Origin of the sequence: Pseudomonas sp. I3-I5, assembly GCF_022699445.1 — a bacterium.
Lineage (GTDB): Bacteria > Pseudomonadota > Gammaproteobacteria > Pseudomonadales > Pseudomonadaceae > Aquipseudomonas > Aquipseudomonas fulva.
Window position 1 is genome coordinate 4,244,767 of sequence record NZ_CP093940.1, and the last position, 18,498, is coordinate 4,263,264.

Here is an 18,498-nt window from a genome sequence, read left to right on the forward strand (position 1 = left end):
TAGTAGTCAAGCGTTCCTCAAACCCATTCGGAAGGAGTAATCCCATGTGGACCAAACCTGCATACACTGACCTGCGTATCGGCTTCGAAGTCACCATGTACTTCGCCAACCGCTAAGCACGGCTTAGGGTACGACGCCTCGGCCTGCCGGGGCGTTTTCGTTTTTCAGGCATGACTTTCCGCACAGCATAGAGAGCACCCATGTATATCCAGGTTCTCGGCTCGGCCGCCGGTGGCGGATTTCCGCAGTGGAACTGCAACTGCGTCAATTGCAAGGGCTTCAGGGACGGTACCCTGCGGGCCACTGCCCGCACCCAGTCATCCATCGCCCTGTCCGACGACGGTGTGCATTGGGTGTTGTGCAACGCTTCGCCAGACATTCGCGCACAGCTTCAGGCCTTCGCGCCCATGCAGCCTGCCCGGGGTCTGCGCGACACCGGCATAGACGCCATCATCCTGCTGGACAGCCAGATCGACCACACCACTGGCCTGCTCAGCCTGCGCGAAGGTTGCCCGCACCCGGTGTGGTGCACCGACATGGTCCATCAGGACCTGACCACCGGCTTTCCGCTGTTCACCATGCTCAGCCACTGGAACGGCGGCCTGCAATGGAACCGTATCGAGCTTGAGGGCAGTTTCGTCATCCAGGCCTGCCCCAACCTGCGGTTCACCCCTTTCCCGCTGCGCAGTGCGGCGCCACCTTATTCGCCACACCGCTTCGACCCGCACCCAGGCGATAACCTCGGCCTGCTGGTCGAGGACACTCGCACCGGTGGCAAGCTGTTCTATGCCCCCGGCCTTGGCCAGGTGGACGAGCAACTGCTGGAGATGATGCAAGGCGCCGACTGTCTGCTGGTCGATGGCACCTTGTGGGAAGACGACGAAATGCAGCGCCGCGGTGTGGGCACGCGCACCGGCCGTGAAATGGGCCACCTGGCCCAGAACGGCGCCGGCGGCATGCTCGAGGTGCTCGACGGCTTTGCACGCCAGCGCAAAGTGCTTATCCACATCAACAACACCAACCCGATTCTCGACGAAGACTCCCCCGAGCGTGCCGAAGTGCTGCGCCGCGGTGTGGAAGTGGCCTTCGACGGCATGAGCATCGAGTTGTAACGGGCCTGCCCGCCACCTCAAGTCTTCCAGGAGCCAGCCGAATGAGCGATGCACTGCCGATGTCCCCTGCCGAGTTCGAGCAGGCCCTGCGCGCCAAGGGCGCCTACTACCACATTCACCACCCCTACCACGTGGCCATGTATGAAGGCCGTGCTACCCGCGAACAGATCCAGGGTTGGGTAGCCAACCGCTTCTATTACCAGGTCAACATCCCGATGAAGGACGCCGCCATCCTGGCCAACTGCCCGGATCGCGAGGTGCGCCGGGAGTGGATACAGCGCTTGCTCGACCACGATGGCGCACCTGGTGAGGATGGCGGCATCGAAGCCTGGCTGCGACTGGGCCAGGCGGTTGGTCTTGACCCCGAGCAGTTGCGCTCACAGGAGCTGGTATTGCCGGGGGTGCGCTTTGCCGTGGACGCCTACGTCAATTTCGCCCGTCGCGCCAGCTGGCAGGAAGCGGCCAGCAGCTCGCTGACCGAGCTTTTCGCCCCGCAGATCCACCAATCGCGCCTGGACAGCTGGCCACAGCACTACCCTTGGATCGACCCGGCAGGCTACGCGTATTTCCGCACGCGCCTTGGCCAGGCTCGCCGCGACGTTGAGCATGGCCTGGCCATTACGTTGCAGCACTACACCACCTGGGCTGGGCAGCAGCGTATGCTGGAAATCCTCCAGTTCAAGCTGGACATCCTGTGGAGCATGCTCGATGCCATGAGCATGGCCTACGAGCTGAACCGGCCGCCTTATCACTCCGTTACCCAGGAACGGGTATGGCATAAAGGGATCACCCTATGAATTTCGATCGTCAGCAAGTGCCCAGGTGGCGCCAGGGTTACCGCTTCCAGTACGAGCCTGCCCAGAAAGGCCATGTGCTGCTCTACCCTGAAGGCATGATCAAGCTCAACGAAAGCGCCAGCCTGATCGGAGGGCTGATCGACGGTCAGCGCGATGTGGCAGCCATCATCGACGCACTCCAGCAGCAATTCCCCGATGTGCCGGAAGTGGCCGACGATATCGAGCAGTTCATGGAGGTGGCCCGTGCCGAACACTGGATCGAGCTTGCCTGATCTGCCGCCCACGCCCGAAGTCGGCCTGCCGCTGTGGCTGCTGGCCGAGCTGACCTATCGTTGCCCGCTGCAATGCCCCTATTGCTCCAACCCTCTGGATTTCGCAGCCCAGGGCCAGGAGTTGAGCACTGCGCAGTGGTTCAAGGTCATGGCCCAGGCCCGCGAGATGGGCGCCGCGCAGATTGGGTTCTCCGGGGGCGAACCTCTGGTTCGCCAGGACCTCGCCGAGCTGATCGCCGAGGCCCGCCGGCTGGGGTACTACACCAACCTGATCACCTCCGGTATCGGCTTGACCGAGGCGCGCATCGCCGCCTTCAAGCAGGCCGGCCTGGACCATATCCAGATCAGCTTCCAGGCCAGCGACGAGCAAGTGAACAACCTGCTGGCCGGCTCCCGAAAGGCGTTCGCACAAAAGTTGGAAATGGCCCGCGCCGTGAAGGCCCACGGTTACCCCATGGTGCTCAACTTCGTTACCCATCGGCACAACATCGACAAGATCGACCGCATCATCGAGCTGTGCATCGCCCTGGATGCGGATTTCGTAGAACTGGCCACGTGCCAGTTCTACGGATGGGCGCACCTGAACCGGGTCGGGCTGCTGCCCACCCGTGATCAGCTGGAGCGGGCCGAGCGGATCACCAATGAGTACCGCGACAAGCTCAAAGCCGAAGGCACCCGTGCAAGCTGATCTTCGTCACGCCGGACTACTACGAGGAGCGGCCCAAGGCCTGCATGAACGGTTGGGGCAATCTGTTCCTGACCATCACTCCCGACGGCACCGCGCTGCCGTGCCATGGCGCCCGTCAGTTGCCGGTGCAGTTCCCCAACGTGCGCGACCATGACCTGCGACACATCTGGTATGAGTCGTTCGGTTTCAACCGCTTCCGTGGCTACCAATGGATGCCGGAACCCTGCCGCTCCTGCGATGAGAAGGAGAAGGACTTTGGCGGCTGCCGCTGCCAGGCCTTCATGCTCACCGGTGATGCCAGCAATGCCGACCCGGTATGCGCCAAGTCGCCCGACCATGACTTGATCCTGAAGGCCCGCGAGCAGGCGCAAAGCGCCGACCTCGCCATAGAACAGATGACTTTCCGAAATGAACGAAACTCCCGTGTCATCGCCCGAGGCTGAGTTCACCGCCGCCCAGGCTGTCGCCGCCGGCACCGATTTCGCCGAACTCAAGGTCGGTGACGCCGGCCTGTTCTGGGTCGAGTTTCGGCCTGCCGACGACGCTTGCCGCATTTGGCACTGGCATCATCACCAGGCACGCTGCCTGACCCCCGACGGCTTCAGTGTACGCAGCCGTGTCTACGAATATGGCGGGGGCAGTTTCTGCCTGGGCGGGGACGGACTGGTGTTCGTCAACGAAAAGGACCAGCAGGTTTACACCCAACCTTTGGACAACACGCCGCCGCGCGCCCTTACCCATGACCCCGCCTGCCGTTATGGCGATGTGCAATGGCATGGCGGGCAGGCCCTGGCCGTGGAGGAGCGCCATGGCGAAACCGTGGAGCACCGTCTGGTGGCCTTGGCCGAGGGCACACGTCAGGTGCTGGTCGAAGGCGCCGATTTCTACGCTTCGCCCACGGTCAGCCCGGACGGGCAGCGCCTGGCCTGGATCGAATGGGATCGCCCGGCGCAGCCGTGGACGGTAACGCGACTCATGACCTGCCGTCGCGAGGCCAGCGGCCAATGGGGGCCAGCGCAAACGGTGGCAGCGGGCGATGAATCGCTGCAGCAGCCCCGATTCGATGAGGCCAACCGCCTGTACTGCCTGTCCGATCGCGATGGTTTCTGGCAGCCATGGGGCGAGCGTGACGACGGCTGGCAAGCGCTGGCAAGCGAGCCTGCCGACCATGCTGCAGCGCCCTGGCAATTGGGCGCCAGTACCTGGCTGGCACTCGGGCCGCAGCATTACCTGGCCACTTGGTTCGAAGCAGGTTTCGGACAACTGGGTCTGCGCACGCCCGATGGTCGCACTGAGCGATTCGCCAGCGCCTACACCCGCTTTCGGCACCTGGCCATGGACGCCACCTGCGTGTATGCCATCGCCGCCTCGCCCATCAGCCCTGCGGCGGTCATTGCGATTGCGCGTGACACCCACGAAGTGAGCATACTGGCTGGGGGCGCCGAGGTAATGCCGGCGCATCGGGTCAGCGTGCCCCACTCATTTCATTGCGGAACCGCAAATGCGCTGGCCCATGGCTTTTTCTATCCGGCGGCAGGCAGCACTACGCCATCGCCGCTGATCGTCTTCATTCATGGTGGCCCGACCTCGGCCTGCTATCCGGTGCTCGACCCGAGGATCCAGTTCTGGACGCAACGAGGTTTCGCCGTTGCGGACCTCAACTACCGCGGCAGTAGCGGCTATGGCCGCGCGTACCGCCATGCGTTGCACCTGCGTTGGGGGCAAAGCGATGTGGAAGATGCTTGCTCAGCCGTCGAGCGCCTGGCGGCCGATGGCCTGATCGACAAGACCAAAGTGTTCATCCGTGGCGGCAGTGCCGGCGGCTACACCGCCCTCTGCGCACTGGCGTTCAGGGAGGTATTCCGGGCAGGCGCGAGCCTGTATGGCGTCAGCGACCCGGTTGCATTGGCGCGTGCCACGCACAAGTTCGAGGGTGACTACCTGGACTGGCTGATCGGTGATCCGGAACAGGATGCCGAGCGCTACCGGCAGCGCACGCCGCTCCTGCATGCCGAGCGAATCAAGGTGCCGGTGGTGTTCTTTCAAGGGGAACTGGATGCGGTCGTGGTGCCGGAGCAGACCCGCGCCATGCTCGCAGCGCTCAACGCCAATGGCATCGAGGCCCAGGCACATTTCTACGCGGGGGAGCGGCACGGGTTTCGCAAGGCCCGTAACCTTGAGCATGCGCTCGAACAGGAATGGCGATTCTACTGCAAGGTGCTTGAGCAGCATTGAACCTGCGGCTCACGGCTACCCGTGAGCCGCAGGGAATTCAACGCTTGGCGATGATGTACACCGCGTGCACGATGCCTGGGATATAGCCAAGCAAGGTCAGCAGGATGTTCAGCCAGAAGGCTCCGCCAAACCCCACCTGCAGAAACACGCCCAAGGGCGGCAGAATGATTGCGATGATGATCCGAATAATGTCCATGCGAGTCTCTCCGTAAGGGGTTACATCACAGACTCGCCGCCGCTTGCAGAGGTTCCACAGGCAAAAAAAACGCCCTGGATCGAATGTGACAGACCCAGGGCGGTGCGCAGAAACGCCAGACGGTTCGGTTGTACGTGGGTGGACTAGGCGGGCATCTTGCGCCCCGAGACCTGGGCCGCGTGCAGTCGCGCGAACGCGCGCGATAGGCGCAACAGCATTTCGTCGACGTTGCCGCGGGTCACGGTAAGCGACGGCGAGAGCCGCAGTACATCGGCCTGGGGCGCACCGACCAGCAGGCACTCTTGCAACGCCGCACGCTCAAGCGCCCGTGCCAGGGGCTCGTTGAGCTGCAATGTCCACAGCAGCCCGCTCCCGCAGACCTGGCCCTGGCCAAAGCGCCCCGCCAAGCGGCTAAGTCCCTCGCGTAGATGGCGGCCAGTGTCCTGCACGTGCTCGATGAAGCCCGCACTCAGCACCGTTTTCAGGACTGCCAGGCCTGCTGCGGCCGTCAACGCATTGCTGTACCAGGCATCCGGCAGGCCTGCCATCGGCGTGCAGCCAGCGCTGCTGCGTACCAGCAAGGCGGCCAGTGGAACGCCTCCACCCAGGCCGCCACCTAGCACCACCATGTCGGCATGCACGCCGTACAGGTTTTCGGCCAGCAACGCACCGCAGCGGCCTATGCCGGTGTGCGCTTCATCAAGGATCAGCAGAATGCCCAGCTCGCGGCAAAGGGCCTCAGCGCCCTTGAGGTATTCCTCGGTTGCAGCAACGATTGCACCCTGGCTTTGCAACGGTTCCAGCACGACGGCTACCGTGCGCGACTCCACGGCCGCGTGCAGTGCGGCCAGGTCATTGAACGGCACATGGCTGAGAGGGGCGTGTTCGGGTGTGCAATGGCTTGCACGGCTGGCCACAGGCGCACCATACGCGGCTTCGCCGCCCTGGCGGGCAACGATGATATGGCCAGCACCGTGGCGATGGCGCTCACCCCACTGGCGAGCCAGGCGCACAGCACCTTCATGTGCCTGAGCCGTGCTGTCGAAAAGCAGGGCACGGTCACTCCCGGTTGCTTGGCAGAGCTGGTCGCGCAACGCCAGAACGCCCTCGTGCGAGCGCCCCACGCCCGGGTTGATCAAGGCTTGAGCCTGGCTCGCCACCGCCTTCACCACGGGCTCTGGGCTGTGCCCCAGCGTGTTGACCCCGTCGCCTTGATTGAAGTCCAGGCACGCGCGGCCTTGGTCGTCCCAAAGCCAGGCGCCTTGCCCTCTGACGAAAACAGGTGAGCCCATCGCCGCTGTATCGAGACGAGGCCGAGCACGTGCTGGCTCATGCAATGTTTCAATCCCGACAGCACGCGCTGGACGGCGAAGGTTGAACAGATTCATCGAAGTTCTGCACGCTAGGATGATGGGCAGGGCTGGAACGGCTTTGATTCAACTGAATGCCGTACCTATGGATACGAAGTCAGGCTGCGGTAACGGTGGGGTCCGCACAAAGCCTGTAACCCGTTGTTATACAGCGATAGACTAGGCGCCGGATGCCGATTCCGACATTTCGATTTAGCAGTATTTTCAATAAGTAGAACTTATGGATTTTCGTCAACTGCGTTATTTCGTCGCGGTCTATGAAGAAGGCCATGTCGGGCGCGCCGCCGAGCGTCTGTCATTATCTCAACCGGCCCTGTCCCAGCAGATTCGCCAACTCGAGCATGGCCTGGACCTGAGCCTCTTCGAGCGCAGTAACAAGCGCCTGCTGCCTACACTGGCGGCGCACACCTTGTACAATCATGCCCTGCCCCTGCTCGACGGCCTACAAAGGGCCCACGAAGCGATGCGAAACTTCAAAGGCCAGGCACTGCGCACCTTGGCGATCGGCGTTTTGCAAACGGTTCGGCCAAGCCTGGTACCGCAGCTTCTGGAACGACTGCGCAAGGCCCAGCCGCACCTAGTGGTGCAGATCTATGAGTTGTCGGGTCTGGAAATCGAGAAGCGCCTGATCAGTGGCACGCTGGATATCGGCATCAGCTATTTGCCCGCGCGCCAACCTGGGCTGCATGGCGTGTTGTTGTACGAGGACGAATTGCAGTTGGTCATCCCAGCGACCCACCCGCTCAAGGACTTCAAGAAGGTGTCGATCCACCAGGCGGCGGAATTGCCCATGCTGATGCTGGGCGAGGAGTTCCAGATGCGCCAGATCTGGCAGGCCCAGCTGGCCAGCCAAGGTCGTCGCCCGCAGGTTCAGGCAGAAATGAATAACATGGCAGGCATTCTCGACAGCCTGTCACACACCTCATTGGCGACCATCCTGCCGGGCCGTGCCAAGGAAGCCGAACAGGCGCAGCAAGGGCTGCTGTGGAAACCATTGAGTGAACCCAGGGTGCCCTTGAAGGTAGGGCTGGTGTTTCGTGACGCTCAGCGTCAACAGGCCTCTATCGAGCTTCTGCGTGGCCTGCTCGAAGAAGAAACCAACCTGCGCGGACCGGTGGCTTCGCCACTGGATGCACTGAGCTGAACGTGACGCACAAGAAAAACCCCGCCGAGGCGGGGTTCTTCAGACTGTTTCCCTGTGACATCCGTATCGCCCCACCATCCTGGCAGGAAATCCTTCGTCGTCTTCCTTGATCTGTCCTATGCGCTTCCTGCGCAACGTCCATGGAAGAAAGATAACCCTGGATCCAATCTGAGAACAGTGGTGAAAAGTCACCACGTGTTGTAGGAAAAGGCTTACAAAGGGTAATCATTCCTATCACCACCCTTTGTCATGGCGACCACCCTGGCGCCGAGCCCTTGCGCTACAGTCGTCTTCATCGCCTGCGCCAGTCCTAGAACTGCTCCGCATTCAGCAGGTACAGCGATTCGCTACCCGCCTTGACCGAGGCGATAAGCGAATCGACGCGGGGCAGCAAGCGAGCGAAATAGAAGCGTGCCGTGCCAAGCTTGCCTTGGTAGAACGCTTCATCACCCTCGCCTGCCAGTGCAGCCTGGGCCATCAATGCCCACATGTAGCCATAGGCGACATAGCCAAAGGCATGCAGGTATTCAACCGACGCCGCCCCGATTTCGTTCGGGTTGCCCTTGGCTTGTTGCAGCACCCAGTCGGTCACGCCATCGAGCTGGTCGAGCGCCGCTTCCAAGGGGCTGGTAAACGCAGCCATGCCAGCACCGGCACCGGCAATGAACTCACGCACTTCGTTCGAGAACAGCTGGTAGTACGCGCCACCACTGGCCACCACCTTGCGGCCCATCAAGTCCAGCGCCTGGATACCGTTGGTGCCTTCGTAGATCTGGGTAATACGCACATCGCGCACCAGCTGCTCCTGACCCCATTCGCGGATATACCCGTGCCCACCGAACACTTGTTGACCGTGCAAGGTGCACTCAAGGCCCAGGTCGGTCAGAAACGCCTTGGCCACCGGGGTCAACAGCGCGACCAGCTCCTCGCTGCGCTTGCGCACGGCACTGTCTTGCGCGTATTTGGCGCTGTCCAGTTGCATGGCCACGTAGCTGGAAAACGCCCGTCCGCCCTCGGTCAGCGCCTTCATGGTCAGCAACATGCGCCGCACATCCGGGTGCACGATGATCGGGTCAGCAGGCTTTTCCTTGGCTTGGGGCCCGGTCGGTGCACGGCTTTGCAGGCGATCCCGGGCGTATTCGACAGCGTTCTGATAAGAGCGCTCGGCCGAAGCGAGCCCTTGGATGCCAACGCCGAGCCGCTCGTAGTTCATCATGGTGAACATCGCGGCCAGCCCCTTGTTGGGCTCCCCCACAATGTAACCGACCGCCTCGTCGAAATTCATTACGCAGGTGGCCGAGGCCTGGATACCCATCTTGTGCTCGATGGACCCGCAGGTCGCCGGATTGCGAGCACCCAGGCTGCCGTCTTCGTTGACCAGGAACTTGGGGACCAGGAACAGGGAGATCCCTTTGGGGCCTGCCGGTGCGTCCGGCAGCTTGGCCAGGACCAGGTGAATGATGTTCTCGGTCAGGTCGTGCTCGCCACCGGTGATGAAGATCTTGGTGCCGGTCACATGGTAGCTGCCGTCAGCCTGGGGCTCGGCCTTGGTGCGGATCATGCCAAGGTCAGTACCTGCATGAGGTTCGGTCAGGCACATGGAGCCTGCCCACACACCTGAATACATGTTCGGCAGGTACGTGTGCTTGAGCGCCTCGTCGGCGTGGGCGTTGATCGACAGGCAGGCACCTGCGGTGAGCATGGGGTACAAGCCAAACGACAGGCTGGCTGCGTTGACCATCTCCTCGACCTGGGCCGATACCGCCTTGGGCATGCCCATGCCGCCGAAGGCAGGGTCGCCACCCACGCCTACCCAGCCGCCTTGAGCATAGGTGTCGTAGGCTTCGATGAACCCGGCAGGCGTATGCACCGCGCCGTTGTCCCAGCGGCAGCCTTCCTCGTCGGCAGCGCGGCTGAGCGGTGCAATGCTGCGTGCAGTGACCTTGCCTGCCTCCTCAAGCACCGCCATGGCCGTTTCGGCATCGACCAACTCAGCCAAGCCCGGCAGCTGCGCCCACTGCTGGCCCACGTTGAAGACTTCATTCAGTACGAAGCGCATGTCGCGCAGGGGCGCTTTATATTCAGCCATGACAACCTCTCGCTGGTCAGGACGGGCGGCGATGAGCATCGCAGCACGGGTAGTGGAACCAGTGTAACCGAACAACTTTTACGACACATAGGGTCATCAAGAGACTAAGTAGTCAGTTATGGTCACGCTTCCCGCACTGCTCCCCGACGATTTCTCAGGCCGTGCACCATCAAGCAATTACGCCCCGCGGCCTTGGCAGCGTACAGCGCCTGATCGGCAGCCTTGAGCACCTCTTCAACGCTGCGGTTATCGCCCTGCCGTTCGGCCACACCTACGCTGATGGTCACGGTAACCGTGTCGCCACTGCTGCCTGTGCGGCGCTGGCGGCCGGTGTTGTCATCCAGCGGACGAGCACTCTGGTCACGCAAGTGCATGGCATAGCCGGCAATCGCTTCTCGAACCGCTTCCAGATGCGGCACGCACTGGTCAGCCGTCTTGCCCGCGAACACCACGGCGAATTCTTCGCCGCCATAGCGGTAGGCGCGGCCTCCCCCCTTGACCTTGCCAAGCCGGCTGGCCACCAGCCGCAATACCTGGTCGCCCACATCATGGCCATGGGTGTCGTTGAAGCGCTTGAAATGGTCCACGTCGGCCATGGCGATCACATAGGAGCGCCCTAGTCGCTGCAGGCGCTCATTGAGCGCGCGACGGCCCGGCAACCCGGTGAGCTCGTCACGGAACGCCATCTGGTACGCTTCGTGAGCGACTGCCGTGGCAATCATCAGCATGACCTGGCTGCACATGATGTTCAGCGTGAAAGGCAACACGAACGTCTTGGGCAGCATCCAGAAAATACCGACCAGGCCCACGATCAAGGCGCCATGCAGGGGCCTGGGCGCACGCAGGTACTGTACGACGAGTAACGCCAGCATGCCCATGAACACCGGGTAGGCCAGCTGAATCAGGCTCATCCACTGACCGTGCAAGATCGGCCAGCGGATTTCCGCCAGGCTGGCCAGCAGTGCCTCGGGAAAGCTTTGCTCGAAGCCGGCCGCCACTGCGGCCGTGGCCAACAGCACCGCACACCTGGCGACCAGGTCCTGGAGCAGGTGCGTGCGCTCCTGCCAGATGCCATAAAGGCCATACAACGCCGGTAACAGCAGGCACACGAGGTGGAAGATCACGGCAGCATCTTCACGAACGCGGCCGTTGTCTCGATAGAAGTCAGTCTGGGTATCGAGCAGGAAATAGGCGATGTAGACCGTGAGCATCAGAAACAGCTCCCGCTGGCGCCTGTACACCGCGCAATAGGCGCCGCCCATCAACAGCACGAGGGTTGGCAGCACATTGAAAAGCGATGTGAAGAAAACGCTGAGGTCCTTGACGTAAGCCGCAGCCAGGCCTGCCCCCAGCAAGACGAGAGAGGGTACGAAATGGCTTGGGCGGACAGCGTTAAGGCGAAGCAAGGGCAATTCCAACCTGGCAGACCAATAGTGGCATTGTGCCCTTAGTTGATCGGCCATTCACCTGGACACTTGAGCGCCTTTACCGTTGCCTTGCGCCAGACATAAAAAAACCGCCTGCCGGAGCAGACGGTTCGCATACGACCTGAGGTGACTCAGTAAGCCAGGCCGAAGTGTTCTTCGTCCATGGCCATCAGGTTGTCAGCACCGGACAGCATGGCAGCCACATGCGTGCGGGTACGCGGCAGGATGCGCTGGAAGTAGAAGCGTGCCGTTTGCAGCTTGGCGGTGTAGAACGCCGCTTCACTGGTACCTGCTGCCAGCTTTTCGGCAGCCAAGCGGGCAATGTCGGCCCAGAAGTAAGCCAGGCAGGCGTAGCCGGAGTACATGAGGTAGTCCACCGATGCCGCACCCACTTCCTCACGGTCCTTCATGGCAGCCATGCCCACCTTCATGGTCAGCTCGCCCCATTCCTTGTTCAACGCAGCCAGGGGCTGAACGAACTCGTTGACCGCCTCGTTGCCTTCCTGCGACTGGCAGAACTTGTGCACGATCTTGGTGAAGCCCTTGAGGGCCTCGCCTTGGGTCATCAGCACCTTGCGGCCCAGCAGGTCCAGGGCCTGGATGCCCGTGGTGCCCTCGTACAGCATGGAAATACGGCTGTCACGAACGTTCTGCTCCATGCCCCACTCGGCGATGAAGCCATGCCCACCGTAGACCTGAACCCCATGGTTGGCCGCCTCGAAGCCGACTTCGGTCATGAAGGCCTTGGCGATTGGGGTCAGGAACGCCAGCAGGGCATCGGCCTTCTTGCGCTCTTCCTCATCCTGACTGTACTTGACGATGTCCACCTGCTTGGCCGTGAAGTAGACCATCGCACGGGTGCCCTCGGCGAAGGCCTTCATGGTCAGGAGCATGCGACGTACATCCGGGTGGACGATGATCGGGTCGGCGGCCTTCTCAGGCGCCTTGGGCCCGGTCAGCGAGCGCATCTGCAGGCGCTCGCGGGCATACTTCAAGCCACCCTGGAAGGCCACTTCGGCATGGGCCAGGCCTTGCAGCGCAGTCCCCAGGCGTGCCGTGTTCATGAAGGTGAACATGCAGTTCAGGCCTTTGTTGGCCGGGCCGATCAGGTAACCGGTGGCTGCGTCGAAGTTCATCACGCAGGTGGCATTGCCATGGATACCCATCTTGTGCTCGATGGAGCCGCAGCTCACACCATTGCGCTCACCCGCTGCGCCTTCGGCGTTGGGCAGGAACTTCGGCACGATGAACAGGGAAATACCCTTGGTGCCAGCCGGTGCATCGGGCAGGCGTGCCAGCACGATGTGCACGATGTTCTCGGCCATGTCGTGCTCACCGGCCGAAATGAAGATCTTGGTACCGCTGACCTTGTAGCTGCCATCGGCCTGGGGTTCGGCCTTGGTGCGCAGCATGCCCAGGTCGGTGCCGCAATGCGGTTCGGTCAGGCACATGGTGCCGGTCCATTCACCCGAAACCAGCTTGGTCAGGTAGGTGTGCTGCTGTTCGGCAGTGCCGTGGGCCGAGATGGTATTCATTGCGCCGTGGGACAAGCCTGGGTACATGCCCCACGACCAGTTGGCACCGCCCACCATTTCGCTCAGGGCCAGGCCCAGCGACTCGGGCAACCCCTGACCACCGTGCTCCACATCGTGCGCCAGGCTCGGCCAGCCGCCTTCGACGAACTGCTGGTAGGCTTCCTTGAAACCGGTCGGCGTCTTCACGCCCGCCTCGCTCCAGGTGCAGCCTTCCTGATCGCCTACGCGGTTGAGCGGCGACAGTACCTGCTCACAGAACTTCGCACCTTCCTCGAGAATCGCGTCCACCATGTCGGGCGTGGCGTCCTGGCAACCTGGCAGGCTCTGATAGTGCGCCTCGTAGCCGAGTAGCTCATCACGCACGAAGCGAATATCACGCAGGGGGGCTTTGTAGTCAGGCATCGCGATGAACCTCTAGGTGAGTTCTGTGGGGGACCGGCGCACGCGGCAGGGTCTATCAAACAGTTGTTTGAAACTTACGTTTACCGCTGGCGGATGTCAAGAAGGGCCAGAGGTGCCATTTACGCCACGAAAAATGGCGAATCCGCCATCAACGCCCACGCCACTTCGCCCGTGAGGACGGGGACGCTTCTGGCGAAGAAAAGAAAACGAGGCAGTGCAAGCCTCTGGGCGGTGTGTGGCAGGCGGGAACGCGCTATCGACCGTTAGGCGTAGGTGTCGATGATACGACCCAGCATTTCGTCGGATGCCTTGACGACTTTGGCGCCAAGCTCGACTTCGGTTCTGCCCAGCGCCATTTGCACGGTGCTGGTGGCCAGGTCCATTTGCTGACTTCTATCCACGGCACGCAGCCGCTCGGCCTGAAAATCACTCGACTGACTGGTGGCGGAACGTTCGGCGGTGGTGTTGGCGACCTGGCTGGCGGCCTGGTCAACGCGATTCTGACCATTGTGAATGGCACCAAGGCCTGCGTAGAAGGCGGAGCTACCGGTGATTTCCATGTCAGGACTCCATCGACATTGGATGACGGTGAGGCCTCATTAAAGCAGGCCAGCTACCAAAAAGCCCGTTTAAATCGCTAATGGCTCAGTGCCACTTGATAGGCCTTGACCATACCAGCGTCAGTTAACCTTGCACACGCTTGACCCCGCCGCTACCGCAGACACGCGCTGGTTAATCCAGCAAGTCCAGTTGCAAATGCTCGGCCACCTTGTCCGCCGTGGCTTGCTTGAGCTTGGGCACTCGGCCCAGACAAGGCGCCGGCAGCCGTTCGGCCAGGCTGGCCAGATTCTCTTCGAGCCGCGACGTTTTTGGCTCGATGATGTTCGCCACCCACCCGGCGAGCTGCAGTCCGTCACGTTCGATGGCTTCGGCACTGAGCAGCGCGTGGCTGATGCAGCCCAGCCTTACCCCGACCACCAGGATGACCGGCAGCTGCAATGCAACGGCCAGGTCCGACAGGTTCGCCAGGCCCGAAAGCGGCACCCGCCAGCCGCCTGCGCCTTCGATCAAGGTGAAATCGGCCTGGTGCTGCAACACCGTGCGCATATCCGCCAGCAGCTGCGCCACCGCCAGCGTCACACCGGCTTCCCGCGCGGCGACATGGGGGGCGATGGCTGGCTCGAAGGCGAATGGGTTGACCTGCTCGTAGGCGAGCTTGATGGTGCTCTCGTCGATCAGCGCCAGGGCGTCGCTGTTGCGCAAGCCCTTGGCCGTCATGCTGCAGCCGGATGCCACCGGCTTGGCCCCCAGGGTGCTCAACCCCTGCAACTTCGCTGCGTGTAGAAGACCGGCTGCAATGGTGGTCTTGCCGACATCGGTGTCAGTTCCGGCAATGAAATACGCCTGACTCATGAAGTACTCCTATGCCACAGGCTTGCGCAGCACGCCGTAGACCACTTGATAAGTGGCAGGCAGCCCTTGGGGCTGGCGGTAGGCCTCGTACGCCTGGAGCATACCCTGTATGCGGGCGCGCCCGGTGAGCCCGGCAGGACGACCCGGGTTGAGGTTGTGCGCCCCCAGCGCCTTGAGTTCATGGGTCAATGTGCGCACGTGTGCATAATGCAATACATGCGGCAACTGTTGCAGTACCTGCGTCTCGAGGGCACTGGCGGCACATGAACGTTGGTATTCGTCGAAGCGCCTGAAGCGGTTGACGTGCACCTGGCCATCCACGGCCTGCCAACTGCCGCGCAATTCATCGAGCGTACCCACGCACAGGCTGCTGAAAGCCAGGACGCCGCCTGGTCGCAGAATACGCGAAGCTTCTTCCAGCACTTGGGCAAAATGGCTGCACCACTGGACGGCCAGGCTGGAAAAGACGAGATCGACGCACCCCTCCCCCAGCGGCAAGCGCTCGGCATCGCCGACGATGTAGCTTTGGGCGCCATCGGCTCGATCGCGAGCATGACGCAGCATGCCTTCGGCGATGTCCACGGCAACACCGCTTGCAGGCCCGTAACGCTCGGCAAGCACCCGGCTGAAATGGCCCGTGCCACTGCCCAGATCAAGCCAGCGAGTCGGTTCGAGGTCAGATGGCAGCATCGTCAGCAGGTTCATACCGACCGAACGCTGCAGGGCTGCCACGCTGTCATAGCTGGCTGCCGCACGCGAAAACGACGTGGCCACCTGGCGTTTGTCGGGCAAGGCGCCAGGCAAGCCTGGCTGGGAAAGATCAGTCATCGCCACTCTCATGCAGGAAACTTTTGATACCGCTGGCCAGTTCTTGTGGGTACTCGAGCACAAACGCATGGGAACTGTCTTCGACAAGGCCCACTTCCACGTCGGGCAACAGCTCGCTCAACGCCTGCGCAGCTTCGGCTGGCACCAGGGCATCTGCGCCGGCAAAAAGATGAAGCTGCGGGCCGGCGAATGCCTCCAGCGCTGCTCGGGTATCGAGCTGGGCCAGTACCTGTAGCGCCGTAGCCAGGTACAGCGGATCGGTGTCTGGAACGCCTACGCCCAGCTGGCGAAGCAAGGTGCGCGGTTGCATGGCCCCTTCGCTGCACAACGTGCGAAAGCGCTTGAGCGTGACCGACGGATGGCTGCGGCAACCATCCAGGAACGTCCCGAAGGTGTCTTTGGCCATCCCGTGAGGCCAATCGGCACGGGCCACGAAACTAGGGTTACTGGCCAGGGTGAGCAAGCCGCAACAGTGGTCGCCGCGCTTGTCGGCCAGGGCACTGGCCAGCATACCGCCCAGCGACCACCCCCCCAGCCACACATCGTTGGGTACATTGCGATCCAGGTGCTCGACCCAACCCTGGACGTCACAGTGATCCAGCTCCGGCATGGGCATCAGCGTCACCTGAAGCCCAGGGTCCTGGGCGCGCAGGCTGGCTGCAAGCGGCTCAAGAGAAGCGGTGCCCAGGCCCCAGCCTGGTAGCAGTACGAGTCGGTTACGCATCGGCGCGCTCCAGCTGTGGATAACACTCTGCCAATGCATTCAACAATAGCTGCACCTGAGCTGCTGTGTGGGCAGCGCTCAAGGTAACGCGCAATCGCGCACTTCCGACCGCCACCGTAGGTGGCCGGATAGCGGTCACCAACAGACCGCGCTCGCGCAGTAGCTGCGACAGACGAAGCGCTTGCGCGCTGTCACCGATGACAATCGGCTGGATCGGCGTCTGGCTCTCCATCAGGCGCAAGCCCAGTTGTTCTGCGCCTTCGCGAAATTGCTGGATCAGTGCCGCCAAGTGCTCGCGTCGCCAAGGCTGTGTCCGCACCAGCTCAAGGCTCTTGAGGGTGGCGCAGGCCAAGGCGGGCGGTTGGCTGGTGGTGTAGATGTAAGGCCGGGCGAACTGGATCAGCGCCTCGATCAGCGCTTCACTGCCAGCCACGAACGCACCCGCCGTACCGCAGGCCTTGCCCAGCGTACCGACCAGTACCGGGACATCGTCCACGCCCAGGCCATAGTGCTCGACGACCCCTCCGCCGCCCACACCCAGGGTGCCCAGGCCATGGGCATCGTCCACCATCAGCCAGGCATCGCGCGCACGCGTCGCCTGGGCCAGCGCCGGCAAATCGGCCACATCACCGTCCATGCTGAACACGCCATCGGTCACGACCAATGTATTGCCCGTGGCCTTGGCCAGGCGGTCGCTCAGGCTGCCGACATCATTGTGCAGGTAACGACTGAAACGCGCGCCGCTGAGCAGGCCACCGTCGAGCAGCGAGGCGTGGTTCAGGCGATCCTGCAACACCGTATCGCCCTTGCCCACCAAGGCGGTGATTACCCCCAGGTTGGCCATGTAGCCGGTGGAGAACAGCAGCGCTCGCGGCCGCCCGGTGAGTTCGGCCAATGCTTGCTCAAGTTGATGGTGTGCCGTGGTATGGCCTATGACCAGATGCGAAGCCCCCCCACCCACACCCCAGCGATCAGCACCTGCCTGCCAGGCCGCGAGCACTTCAGGATGACTTGCCAGGCCCAGGTAATCGTTGCTGCAGAAAGCCAGCAGCGGCTGGCCATCGACCACTACCAGCGGCCCTTGTGGGCTTTCCAGCAAGGGGCGCTGTCGGTAGAGGTCCGCCGCGCGCCGGTCGGCCAGCCGCGCGGCCAAGTCGAAGGCCATGTCAGGCCGAAGCTGCATCGTAGAACAACGCATCGTTGCGCTGCTCGACCAGCGCCTGCTCGATCGCAGCCTGGTGGACTTCATCGGCGTGCTCTTCACCGGCTTCAGGCTTGATTCCCAGGCGTGCAAACAGCTGCATGTCCTTGTCGGCCTGCGGGTTGGCCGTTGTCAGCAACTTTTCACCGTAGAAGATCGAGTTGGCACCGGCCAGGAATGCCAAGGCCTGCATTTGCTCGTTCATCTGCTCACGGCCTGCCGACAGGCGCACGTGCGACTTGGGCATGAGAATACGGGCCACTGCCAGCATGCGAATGAAGTCGAACGGATCGACGTCGGCCTCGTCGGCCAGCGGCGTACCGGCCACCTTGACCAGCATGTTGATCGGCACGGACTCCGGATGCTCAGGCAGGTTGGCCAGTTGAATCAGCAGGCCTGCGCGGTCATCGAGCGTCTCGCCCATGCCGAGGATGCCGCCAGAGCAGATCTTCATGCCGGCATCGCGCACATAGGCCAGGGTCTGCAAGCGCTCGGCGTAGGTGCGCGTAGTGATGATGCTGCCGTAGAACTCGGGGGAGGTATCGAGGTTGTGGTTGTAATAGTCCAGGCCCGCCTGGGCCAGCGCCTGGGTCTGCTCCTGGTCGAGCTTGCCGAGGGTCATGCAGGTTTCCAGGCCCATGGCCTTGACCCCTTTGACCATCTCCAGCACATAGGGCATGTCCTTGGCCGAAGGGTGCTTCCACGCAGCGCCCATGCAAAAGCGCGTGGAACCAATGGCCTTGGCGCGCGCGGCCTCCTCGAGCACCTTCTGCACCTCCATCAGCTTCTGCTTTTCCAGGCCGGTGTTGTAGTGCCCGGACTGCGGGCAGTACTTACAGTCTTCGGGGCAGGCACCGGTCTTGATCGACAGCAGGGTTGAGACTTGCACCCGGTTGGCGTCGAAATGCGCACGGTGTACAGCCTGGGCGTTGAAGATCAGGTCGTTGAACGGCTGTTGGAACAGCGCCTTGACCTCGGCCAGGGACCAGTCGTGACGTGTTGTTGCAGTTGTACTGGCGCTCATCGGCGTTTCCTTGTTTAGGCTCTAGCAGGCGCCGGGCAAGG

General features: G+C 62.4%; 17 protein-coding genes and 1 pseudogene. 7 read left to right on the top strand and 11 right to left on the bottom strand.

The window, feature by feature from the left end:
• Positions 1-44: 44 nt before the first annotated feature.
• The 6 genes and pseudogenes from pqqA to MOP87_RS19055 all read left to right on the top strand — a co-directional run bounded on the left by pqqA (position 45) and on the right by MOP87_RS19055 (position 5,104).
• A complete protein-coding gene (gene pqqA, locus MOP87_RS19030) occupies positions 45-116 on the top strand; it encodes a pyrroloquinoline quinone precursor peptide PqqA (RefSeq protein ID WP_003243383.1) in 72 nt (23 codons plus the stop codon).
• An 84-nt stretch (positions 117-200) separates the two neighbouring features.
• Complete coding sequence (gene pqqB, locus MOP87_RS19035; RefSeq protein WP_027913610.1) at positions 201-1,112, top strand: pyrroloquinoline quinone biosynthesis protein PqqB; 912 nt, start codon at positions 201-203, stop codon at positions 1,110-1,112.
• A gap of 41 nt (positions 1,113-1,153) precedes the next feature.
• Positions 1,154-1,909: a pyrroloquinoline-quinone synthase PqqC gene (gene pqqC / locus MOP87_RS19040; protein WP_023532576.1), complete on the top strand. Its 756-nt coding sequence runs from the start codon at positions 1,154-1,156 to the stop codon at positions 1,907-1,909.
• On the top strand, positions 1,906-2,181 hold the full coding sequence (gene pqqD, locus MOP87_RS19045; protein WP_023532357.1) for a pyrroloquinoline quinone biosynthesis peptide chaperone PqqD: 276 nt from the start codon (positions 1,906-1,908) through the stop codon (positions 2,179-2,181). Before pqqC ends, pqqD begins: the two co-directional genes overlap by 4 nt.
• Positions 2,153-3,312, top strand: a pseudogene (gene pqqE, locus MOP87_RS19050) (pyrroloquinoline quinone biosynthesis protein PqqE). Before pqqD ends, pqqE begins: the two are co-directional and overlap by 29 nt.
• Entirely contained in the window at positions 3,278-5,104 is a 1,827-nt protein-coding gene (locus MOP87_RS19055) for a S9 family peptidase (RefSeq protein ID WP_242809899.1), read from the top strand. The pseudogene pqqE and the gene MOP87_RS19055 overlap by 35 nt, the downstream one beginning before the upstream one ends.
• Before the next feature lie 37 nt (positions 5,105-5,141).
• Here the strand turns inward: MOP87_RS19055 and MOP87_RS19060 are convergent, their stop codons facing one another.
• Positions 5,142-5,300: a YqaE/Pmp3 family membrane protein gene (locus tag MOP87_RS19060; protein ID WP_012316587.1), complete on the bottom strand. Its 159-nt coding sequence runs from the start codon at positions 5,298-5,300 to the stop codon at positions 5,142-5,144.
• A gap of 143 nt (positions 5,301-5,443) precedes the next feature.
• Complete coding sequence (locus tag MOP87_RS19065) at positions 5,444-6,688, bottom strand: aminotransferase class III-fold pyridoxal phosphate-dependent enzyme (protein ID WP_145278955.1); 1,245 nt, start codon at positions 6,686-6,688, stop codon at positions 5,444-5,446.
• 202 nt (positions 6,689-6,890) lie between these two features.
• On the opposite strand from MOP87_RS19065, the gene MOP87_RS19070 reads away from it, so the two are divergent.
• Complete coding sequence (locus tag MOP87_RS19070) at positions 6,891-7,814, top strand: LysR family transcriptional regulator (RefSeq protein ID WP_028686632.1); 924 nt, start codon at positions 6,891-6,893, stop codon at positions 7,812-7,814.
• A 310-nt stretch (positions 7,815-8,124) separates the two neighbouring features.
• Here MOP87_RS19070 and MOP87_RS19075 read toward each other — a convergent pair whose 3' ends face one another.
• The 9 genes from MOP87_RS19075 to bioB all read right to left on the bottom strand — a co-directional run bounded on the left by MOP87_RS19075 (position 8,125) and on the right by bioB (position 18,457).
• Complete coding sequence (locus MOP87_RS19075; RefSeq protein WP_145278954.1) at positions 8,125-9,903, bottom strand: acyl-CoA dehydrogenase C-terminal domain-containing protein; 1,779 nt, start codon at positions 9,901-9,903, stop codon at positions 8,125-8,127.
• Between the two features lie 122 nt (positions 9,904-10,025).
• Complete coding sequence (locus tag MOP87_RS19080) at positions 10,026-11,309, bottom strand: GGDEF domain-containing protein (RefSeq protein WP_028686634.1); 1,284 nt, start codon at positions 11,307-11,309, stop codon at positions 10,026-10,028.
• 152 nt (positions 11,310-11,461) lie between these two features.
• Positions 11,462-13,267 (bottom strand): phenylacyl-CoA dehydrogenase, encoded by a 1,806-nt coding sequence (locus MOP87_RS19085; RefSeq protein WP_027913603.1) that lies wholly within the window; start codon positions 13,265-13,267, stop codon positions 11,462-11,464.
• A 263-nt stretch (positions 13,268-13,530) separates the two neighbouring features.
• Positions 13,531-13,827: a hypothetical protein gene (locus MOP87_RS19090; protein ID WP_027913602.1), complete on the bottom strand. Its 297-nt coding sequence runs from the start codon at positions 13,825-13,827 to the stop codon at positions 13,531-13,533.
• A gap of 172 nt (positions 13,828-13,999) precedes the next feature.
• On the bottom strand, positions 14,000-14,680 hold the full coding sequence (bioD, locus tag MOP87_RS19095) for a dethiobiotin synthase (RefSeq protein WP_027913601.1): 681 nt from the start codon (positions 14,678-14,680) through the stop codon (positions 14,000-14,002).
• A gap of 9 nt (positions 14,681-14,689) precedes the next feature.
• A complete protein-coding gene (gene bioC, locus MOP87_RS19100; RefSeq protein ID WP_059183576.1) occupies positions 14,690-15,508 on the bottom strand; it encodes a malonyl-ACP O-methyltransferase BioC in 819 nt (272 codons plus the stop codon).
• Positions 15,501-16,232 carry an alpha/beta fold hydrolase gene (locus tag MOP87_RS19105; RefSeq protein WP_049695340.1) on the bottom strand — a complete coding sequence of 244 codons (732 nt, stop codon included), beginning with the start codon at positions 16,230-16,232 and terminating at the stop codon, positions 15,501-15,503. Before MOP87_RS19105 ends, bioC begins: the two co-directional genes overlap by 8 nt.
• On the bottom strand, positions 16,225-17,397 hold the full coding sequence (gene bioF, locus MOP87_RS19110; RefSeq protein WP_027913598.1) for an 8-amino-7-oxononanoate synthase: 1,173 nt from the start codon (positions 17,395-17,397) through the stop codon (positions 16,225-16,227). The genes MOP87_RS19105 and bioF overlap by 8 nt, the downstream gene beginning before the upstream one ends.
• Before the next feature lies 1 nt (position 17,398).
• A complete protein-coding gene (gene bioB, locus MOP87_RS19115; protein ID WP_023532484.1) occupies positions 17,399-18,457 on the bottom strand; it encodes a biotin synthase BioB in 1,059 nt (352 codons plus the stop codon).
• Between the last annotated feature and the right edge of the window lie 41 nt (positions 18,458-18,498).